This is a genomic window from Streptomyces sp. M-16 (assembly GCF_052114405.1).
In the GTDB taxonomy this organism is placed as follows: Bacteria; Actinomycetota; Actinomycetes; order Streptomycetales; family Streptomycetaceae; genus Streptomyces.
Genome location: NZ_JBFRER010000211.1, coordinates 1 through 6480 on the forward strand (window position 1 = coordinate 1; position 6480 = coordinate 6480).

A 6480-nucleotide genomic window follows, 5' to 3' on the forward strand; every position below is an offset into this window, starting at 1 on the left:
GCCACCGGAGGGACGGTCGTCGCGGCGGAAGCCGCCACGGTCGCCACCACGGTCATCACGGTTGAAACCACCGGACGGACGGTCGTCGCGACGGAAGCCGCCACCACGGTTGTCGTCACGACGGTCACCACCGGCGCGGAAGCCACCGGAGGGACGGTCGTCGCGGCGGAAGCCGCCACGGTCGCCACCACGGTCATCACGGTTGAAACCACCGGACGGACGGTCGTCGCGACGGAAGCCGCCACCACGGTTGTCGTCACGACGGTCACCACCGGAACGGAAACCACCCGACGGACGGTCGTCGCGGCGGAAGCCGCCACGGTCGCCACCACGGTCGCCACCACGGTCATCACGACGGTTGTCGCGGCGCTCGTAGTTGCCACGGTCGTCACGGCGCTCGAAGGTGCGCTCCGGGGCGACGGGCTCGGCCACGGCGGCGACGGCTGCCGCGACCTCGGCCTCGGCGGCCTCTACGACCTCGGCGACGGCGGCCTCCGGGTCCTCACCGCGCTCACGGGCGGAACGGGCGACGAGGCGGTCGGCCTCCTCGCGCAGCTCCGCGGCGCGGCGGGTCAGGCGCTCCAGCTGCTTGGTGAGGTCGGCGACCTCGCGCTCGGCCTGCTTGGCGGCGTTGTTCGCGGAGTCGGCCTGGACCTGGGTGAGCGAACGCGCACCGGTGATCTCGGCGACCTCGGGGTCGAACGCGCCGACGCCCTGGACGATGTGGCGCGAGGCGTCGACGCCCGCGTCCTCCATCAGGCGGAAGATCTGGCGGCGCTGGTGCGGCAGGGCCAGGGAGACCACGACGCCCGACTTGCCGGCACGGGCGGTACGGCCCGAGCGGTGCAGGTAGTCCTTGTGGTCGCCGGCCGGGTCCACGTTGAGGACCAGGTCGATGCCGTCGACGTGGATGCCGCGGGCGGCGACGTCGGTGGCGACGAGCGCGTTGACGTAGCCGTCCTTGAAGTCCGCGAGGACGCGGGTACGGGCACCCTGCGTCATGCCGCCGTGCAGCGCGTCGGCCTTCACGCCGGCCTCGATGAGCTGCTCGGCGATGCGGTCGGCGCCCAGCTGGGTGCGGACGAAGATGATGGTGCGGCCCTTGCGGGCGGCGATGGCGGCCGTGACCGGCGCCTTGTCCTTCGGCTTCACGACGAGGACGTGGTGGGTCATGGTCGAGACGTTGCCCTGGGCGCTGTCGACCTCGTGCGTGACGGGGTTGGACAGGTAGCGCTTGACCAGGGTGCCGATCTCGTTCTCCATGGTGGCGGAGAAGAGCATGCGCTGGCCGCCGCCGGGGATCTGGTCGAGCAGCTCGGTGACCTCGGGCAGGAAGCCCAGGTCGGCCATCTGGTCGGCCTCGTCGAGGACGGCCACCTCGACGTTCTCCAGGGAGCAGGCGCCGCGGTTGATGATGTCGCGCAGGCGGCCCGGGGTGGCGACGAGGACGTCGACACCGCGCTCCAGGGCGTAGATCTGGTTACCCATGGAGGTACCGCCGCAGACGACCTTCATCTTCAGGCCGAGGACGTCGCCGTAGGGCTGGAGGGCGTCCGCGACCTGCATCGCGAGCTCACGCGTCGGCGTGAGGATGATCGCGCGGGGCTTCTTCTTGTCGGTGTGGCCACCGGCCAGGCGGGCCAGGGTGGGCAGACCGAAGGAGAGGGTCTTGCCGGAGCCGGTACGACCGCGGCCGAGGATGTCCTTGCCGGCCAGGGCGTCCGGGATGGTCGCGGCCTGGATCGGGAACGGGCTGGTGACACCGTTCTGGGCGAGCTTGCGCACGACGCCCTCGGGCAGACCGAGGTCCGAGAAGGTGATGGTGGGCTCGGCGTCGCCGGCCTCGTCGGCGGAGTCGGCGGTGTCGCCGGTCACGTCGGCCTCAAGGGCCTCGATGATCTCGTCCGCCTCGATGGCCTCCATGGCCTCGGTGACCGCGAGGGTCTCGGCGTCGACGATCTCGTTGGTGTCGTTCTCGGGCATGACGGAACGGTCAGAACTGGAAATGGACATGCGAAATGCGAAACCTTCCGGAGTCTCGGCACGCGCCCAAACTCCGTGAATCGCAAATCGACCGCCTCAATGCGGTCAGCCACGGCTAGGGAGAGTACGCGCCACACGGCGCTCTTCGGATTCGGCGCCGGGCAATGGGATCAAACGATCTATAACCATACGCACCCTCCTGGGGGTCTGGCAAGTCGCTCCGCGCAAATGGCCTCTGACCTGCGACGAAGCCCAGGGTGCGCACACCGGGCAGCCCGGCCCGACCGGGCGGGATCCCCCGCGGGCTAGGCCGTTCCGGTGGTCGGTTCGGACGTCGGCGGGGTCGGCGGATTGGTCTCCGGCGGCGTGGAGTGCGTCACAGGAGGAGTCGGTTCCACCACGGGCGGGGTGGTCGTCGACCCTCCGCTCCCGCCGGACCCGGACCCCGAACCAGAGCCTCCGGATCCAGAACCCGAGCCGGACCCGGACCCCGAACCGGAGCCCGAGCCGCCGGAGCCCGAACCGCCCGAACCGGAGCCGGAACCCGAACCGCCGCCGGACGGCACCTGCCCGCCCTGCCCGCCCGCCCCGCCCCCCGGTCCGGCCGACGGGGAGGGCAGCCCCGGCTTCGCGGGGACGCCCGGGCCGGGGGAGGCACCGGTCGCGCCGGAGGCCTTCCCGGGCTCACCGGACTTGCCGGCCTGGTTCCCCGTACCCTCCTTCACCCCATGGCCGTTGCCGTGGATCCCGGAGCCGTGGCCGACCTGGCCGGCACTGGTCCCGGCGGTGTCCTTGCCGCCCACGGAGGCCTCGGGACCCGGCTTGGCGGCCTCCTCGCCGACGCTCATGCAGCCTGCCGTCGCCGCCACGGCGAGCACGGAGACGGCCAGTCTCAGGGAAGCGGACAGGGGGCGCGGCAAAGGGCGCACGGGGGCACCTCCGGGACACTGGGCGGGGTCCGCGTTGGGCGGGTCAATGAGCCCAACTCCCTTTACCCCGTAAGAGACACGCCCCTTACGCGAACAGCTGCCGGGCCACCTGCGACCCCAGGTGCACGGCACCGAGCCCGACCAGCACCGATCCCAGGACGTTCGCGACGGCCAGGAACTTCCAGCCGCGCTCCGCCAGCCGCAGCGTCTCGTAGGAGAAGGTCGAGTACGTGCTCAGCGCCCCGCACAGACCCGTCCCGAGGAGCGGCACCACCCCCGAGGATCCGGCCCCGGCCAACACCGCCCCCGTCAACACCCCGAGCAGCAGGCAGGCGGCGGCGTTGACCACGAAGGTCCCCCACGGGAAGACGGAGTCGTGCCGGGACTGGACCGCCCGGTCGGTCAGGTAGCGCAGCGGCGCCCCGACCACCGCGCCGGCCACCACCAGCAGCCAGTTCACCCGTGCCCCCGTCCGTCCGGCCGGCCCGCCACGGGCCGCACCGCGCGCCGGACCGCGAGCCGGGTCGCCGAGGCCGCCGCCCAGACGGCGCCCAGCGCGGCGACCACCGTGAACCCGGCGTACGCCAGCGCGACCTCCGCCCGCCCCGCGTCCAGCAGCCCGGAGAACTCGACGGCGTACGTGGAGAAGGTGGTGAACCCGCCGAGCACCCCGACGCCGACGAACGGCCGCACCAGCGGATGGGGCGCGCTCCGCCCGCCCTCGCTGATCAGCACCATCAGCACGCCGATCAGCGCGCAGCCCGAGACGTTGATCCAGAAAGTGGCCCAGGGGAACGCCCCGGGCCCGGTCGGCCACAGCAGGCTCACCCCGAAGCGCGCCGAGGCCCCCAGGGCCCCGCCCGCCGCGATCGCCGTCAGCACCCGGCCCTGCGGTTCGGCCCGCTGGGCGGGTACGTGGAGGTCGACATCGGGGTCGATCGCCTCCCCGCCCGGCACCGGGTGGGTCATCCGTAGCCCAGCGCGTGCAGTCGTTCGTCGTCGATCCCGAAGTGATGGGCGATCTCGTGCACCACCGTCACCTCCGTCTCGGCGACCACGCTCTCCCGGTCCTCGCACATCCGCAACGTGGGGTTCCGGTAGATGGTGATGCGGTCCGGCAGCACGCCGGCGTACCACTCGCCGCGCTCCGTGAGCGGGGTCCCCTCGTAGAGGCCGAGCAGCTCGGGATCGTCCGCCGGCGGCTCGTCCTCGACGAACACCGCCACGTTGTCCATCAGCCGCGTGAGCTCCGGTGGGATGCGGTCCAGGGCCTCTGCGACGAGCTCCTCGAACTCCTCGCGCGTCATCTCCAGCACCCGGCCATTGTCGCCCCGGGTGAAACCGTTTTGGCGATAGCTCCCCCGATCCCATATGCTTCTCACGTCCCCGACGCGCTGGAAAGTGCCCGGCGGGCCTTTAGCCCTCATCGTCTAGTGGCCCAGGACGCCGCCCTTTCAAGGCGGTAGCACGGGTTCGAATCCCGTTGGGGGTACGCAGTACATGTGCGAGACTTGTTCTCGCACAATGCAAGGACCTGTGGAGCAGTTGGTTAGCTCGCCACCCTGTCAAGGTGGAGGTCGCGGGTTCAAGTCCCGTCAGGTTCGCTGAGACTGGAAACAGTCTCGTGGCTGGGTAGCTCAGTTGGTACGAGCGATCGCCTGAAAAGCGATAGGTCGCCGGTTCGACCCCGGCCCCAGCCACAAAAGGAAGGCCCCGTCCATCGGACGGGGCCTTTCGCGTTCACCCCTCCCGCTGCGTCCGGCGCCAGCGCACCAGCCCGACCGCCACGGCACCCGCGGCGACCAGGCCCAGCAGCGCCCAGTCCGGCACCGCGTCCGCGACGGAACGCACCCGCTCCTCCACCGCGTACGAATCGTCCACGTCCAGCAGCCCGGGCAGGGCGCTCGCCCCGTCGAAGGCCAGGAACAGGGCGCCCAGGGTGATGAAGAACAGGCCGGACAGCAGCGAGGTCGAGTGCAGCCGGAGCCGGCCCAGCCGCAGGGCCCGGCCGCGCAGCCAGCGCCGGCGGCCCAGGTCGAAGCGCTCCCAGAGCAGGGCCAGCAGGAACAGGGGCACGGCCATGCCCAGCGCGTACACCGCCAGCAGCAGGCCGCCGTAGACCGGACTGCCGCTGACCGCCGCCACCGTCAGGACGCTGCCCAGGATCGGACCGGCGCAGAAGCCGGCCAGCCCGTAGACGGCGCCCAGCGCGTACACGGACAGCGCGGTGACCGGCCGGATCCGCCCGGACAGCTCGGAGATCCGGCGGGAGGAGAAGCCCAGTCCGAGGATCTGCGCGAGACCGAGGGCGATGATCAGCCACCCGCCGAAGAGGACGAGCCCCTCGCGGTGGCCGTGGAAGAACCGGCCCGCGTACGAGCCCGCCGCGCCCAGCGGTACGAGGGTGCTCGCTAGGCCGGCGTAGAAGATCCCGGTGCGGGCCAGGAGCCGGGAGGTGGAGTCGATCGAGTAGGCGAAGAAGGCGGGCAGCAGCAGGGCGCTGCACGGGCTCAGCAGGGCGAGGAGGCCGCCCAGCAGGGCCGCCAGGTATCCGATGCCGTTCACTTGCCCGCCGCCGCGGCGGCCCGGCCGATGGCGGTCTCGAAGGCGGCGAGGGGCTGGGCGCCCGCCAGCGGCTGCCCGCCGACCAGGAAGGAGGGGGTGGAGCTCACGCCGATGCGGTAGCCCTCCTCCTGGTCCCTGCGCAGCGCCTCGGCGGCCTGCGGGCCGGCCATGTCCCGCCGGAACCGTTCCAGGTCGGGGACCCCGGCCTCGCGGGCCAGCTCGGCGAGCCGTTCCTCGCCGAAGCCCTTCTCCTTGGCGCCGTCGGCGTACGCGGCGGTGTGGAAGGCGGCGAAGCGGTCCTGCTGTCCGGCCGCCCAGGCGGCCTTGGCGGCGGCCTCGGAGTCGGCGCCGAAGATCGGGAAGTTGCGCCACTCGATGCGCAGGGTGCCGGCCTCGACGTACTTCTTCACCAGGGCGGGCTCGGTGTCCCGGGCGAACTTGCCGCAGTAGCCGCACTTGAAGTCGGAGTACTCGATGAGGACGACGGGCGCGTCGGGGCGGCCCAGCGCCAGCTTGTCGCCGGCTTCGCGGCGGGCCAGGGCCTTGAGCTCGGCCAGGGGGTCCTCGGCGCGGGGGGTGGAGCCGGCGGCGGGGGCGGCGTCAGGGGATCCGTCCCGGGGGGCCGAGGCCTGCCAGGAGACGAGCCCGAGGGTGATCGCGGCCACGGCGACCCCGGCGCAGACCAGCAGGGGGGTGCGGGAGGCTCGTTTGCGGGGGGCGGGCTTGCGGGCGGAAGAGGACATGCGGGTGCTCCAGGGATGCGGAAGGGGTGAGGGGGACCGGTGGTGACCGCTCCCCTTACACCCGCAGCACCGACAGCTCCACGGGGCCGGGCGCCGGCCGGTCCGGCCCGCGTACGAGGACCCGCAGGGGCGCCGTGCCGCGCGGCCGGGCCTCCCCGGGCACGACCCCGGCGGCCGGGAGCTGCGCGTGCTCGCACCCGGTCCGCGGCGGAACGACGGGGACGCCGCCGTGGCCGGGGGCGTCGGGCGCGCAGCGGGGC

General features: G+C 72.7%; 7 protein-coding genes, 3 tRNA genes and 1 pseudogene. 3 read left to right on the forward strand and 8 right to left on the reverse strand.

All coding sequences use genetic code 11. The features are described 5' to 3' along the window. From AB4039_RS40800 to AB4039_RS40820, 5 genes are all read right to left on the reverse strand, one after another. Positions 1-1983: DEAD/DEAH box helicase (locus AB4039_RS40800; RefSeq protein ID WP_442273169.1), on the reverse strand; the 1983-nt coding region annotated here is incomplete at its 3' end. A 305-nt stretch (positions 1984-2288) separates the two neighbouring features. After that, positions 2289-2912 (reverse strand): hypothetical protein, encoded by a 624-nt coding sequence (locus AB4039_RS40805; RefSeq protein ID WP_266840558.1) that lies wholly within the window; start codon positions 2910-2912, stop codon positions 2289-2291. 85 nt (positions 2913-2997) lie between these two features. Beyond that, positions 2998-3372 (reverse strand): fluoride efflux transporter FluC, encoded by a 375-nt coding sequence (locus tag AB4039_RS40810; RefSeq protein WP_266840557.1) that lies wholly within the window; start codon positions 3370-3372, stop codon positions 2998-3000. Next, a complete protein-coding gene (locus AB4039_RS40815) occupies positions 3369-3881 on the reverse strand; it encodes a FluC/FEX family fluoride channel (RefSeq protein WP_442273170.1) in 513 nt (170 codons plus the stop codon). The genes AB4039_RS40810 and AB4039_RS40815 overlap by 4 nt, the downstream gene beginning before the upstream one ends. Continuing rightward, positions 3878-4228 (reverse strand): metallopeptidase family protein, encoded by a 351-nt coding sequence (locus AB4039_RS40820; protein WP_030225620.1) that lies wholly within the window; start codon positions 4226-4228, stop codon positions 3878-3880. Before AB4039_RS40820 ends, AB4039_RS40815 begins: the two co-directional genes overlap by 4 nt. Before the next feature lie 103 nt (positions 4229-4331). Between AB4039_RS40820 and AB4039_RS40825 the strand changes: the two genes are divergently transcribed. From AB4039_RS40825 to AB4039_RS40835, 3 genes are all read left to right on the forward strand, one after another. After that, a tRNA-Glu gene (locus AB4039_RS40825) sits at positions 4332-4404 on the forward strand. A gap of 38 nt (positions 4405-4442) precedes the next feature. Beyond that, positions 4443-4516, forward strand: a tRNA-Asp gene (locus AB4039_RS40830). 22 nt (positions 4517-4538) lie between these two features. Further along, a tRNA-Phe gene (locus tag AB4039_RS40835) sits at positions 4539-4612 on the forward strand. Between the two features lie 40 nt (positions 4613-4652). Here the strand turns inward: AB4039_RS40835 and AB4039_RS40840 are convergent. From AB4039_RS40840 to AB4039_RS40850, 3 genes and pseudogenes are all read right to left on the reverse strand, one after another. Further along, positions 4653-5477 (reverse strand): cytochrome c biogenesis CcdA family protein, encoded by an 825-nt coding sequence (locus AB4039_RS40840; protein WP_266840554.1) that lies wholly within the window; start codon positions 5475-5477, stop codon positions 4653-4655. Next, positions 5474-6220, reverse strand: coding sequence for a DsbA family protein (locus AB4039_RS40845; protein ID WP_442273171.1), 747 nt, complete (start codon positions 6218-6220; stop codon positions 5474-5476). The genes AB4039_RS40840 and AB4039_RS40845 overlap by 4 nt, the downstream gene beginning before the upstream one ends. 55 nt (positions 6221-6275) lie before the next feature. Further along, positions 6276-6480 (reverse strand): annotated as a pseudogene (locus AB4039_RS40850) (hypothetical protein); the annotation flags it as partial.

What these genes read in the sequence shown, in the direction of transcription:
- AB4039_RS40815 (WP_442273170.1), bottom strand. Translation starts at nt 3,881, where the DNA reads ATGACCCACCCGGTGCCGGGCGGGGAGGCGATCGACCCCGATGTCGAC.
- AB4039_RS40845 (WP_442273171.1), bottom strand. Translation starts at nt 6,220, where the DNA reads ATGTCCTCTTCCGCCCGCAAGCCCGCCCCCCGCAAACGAGCCTCCCGC.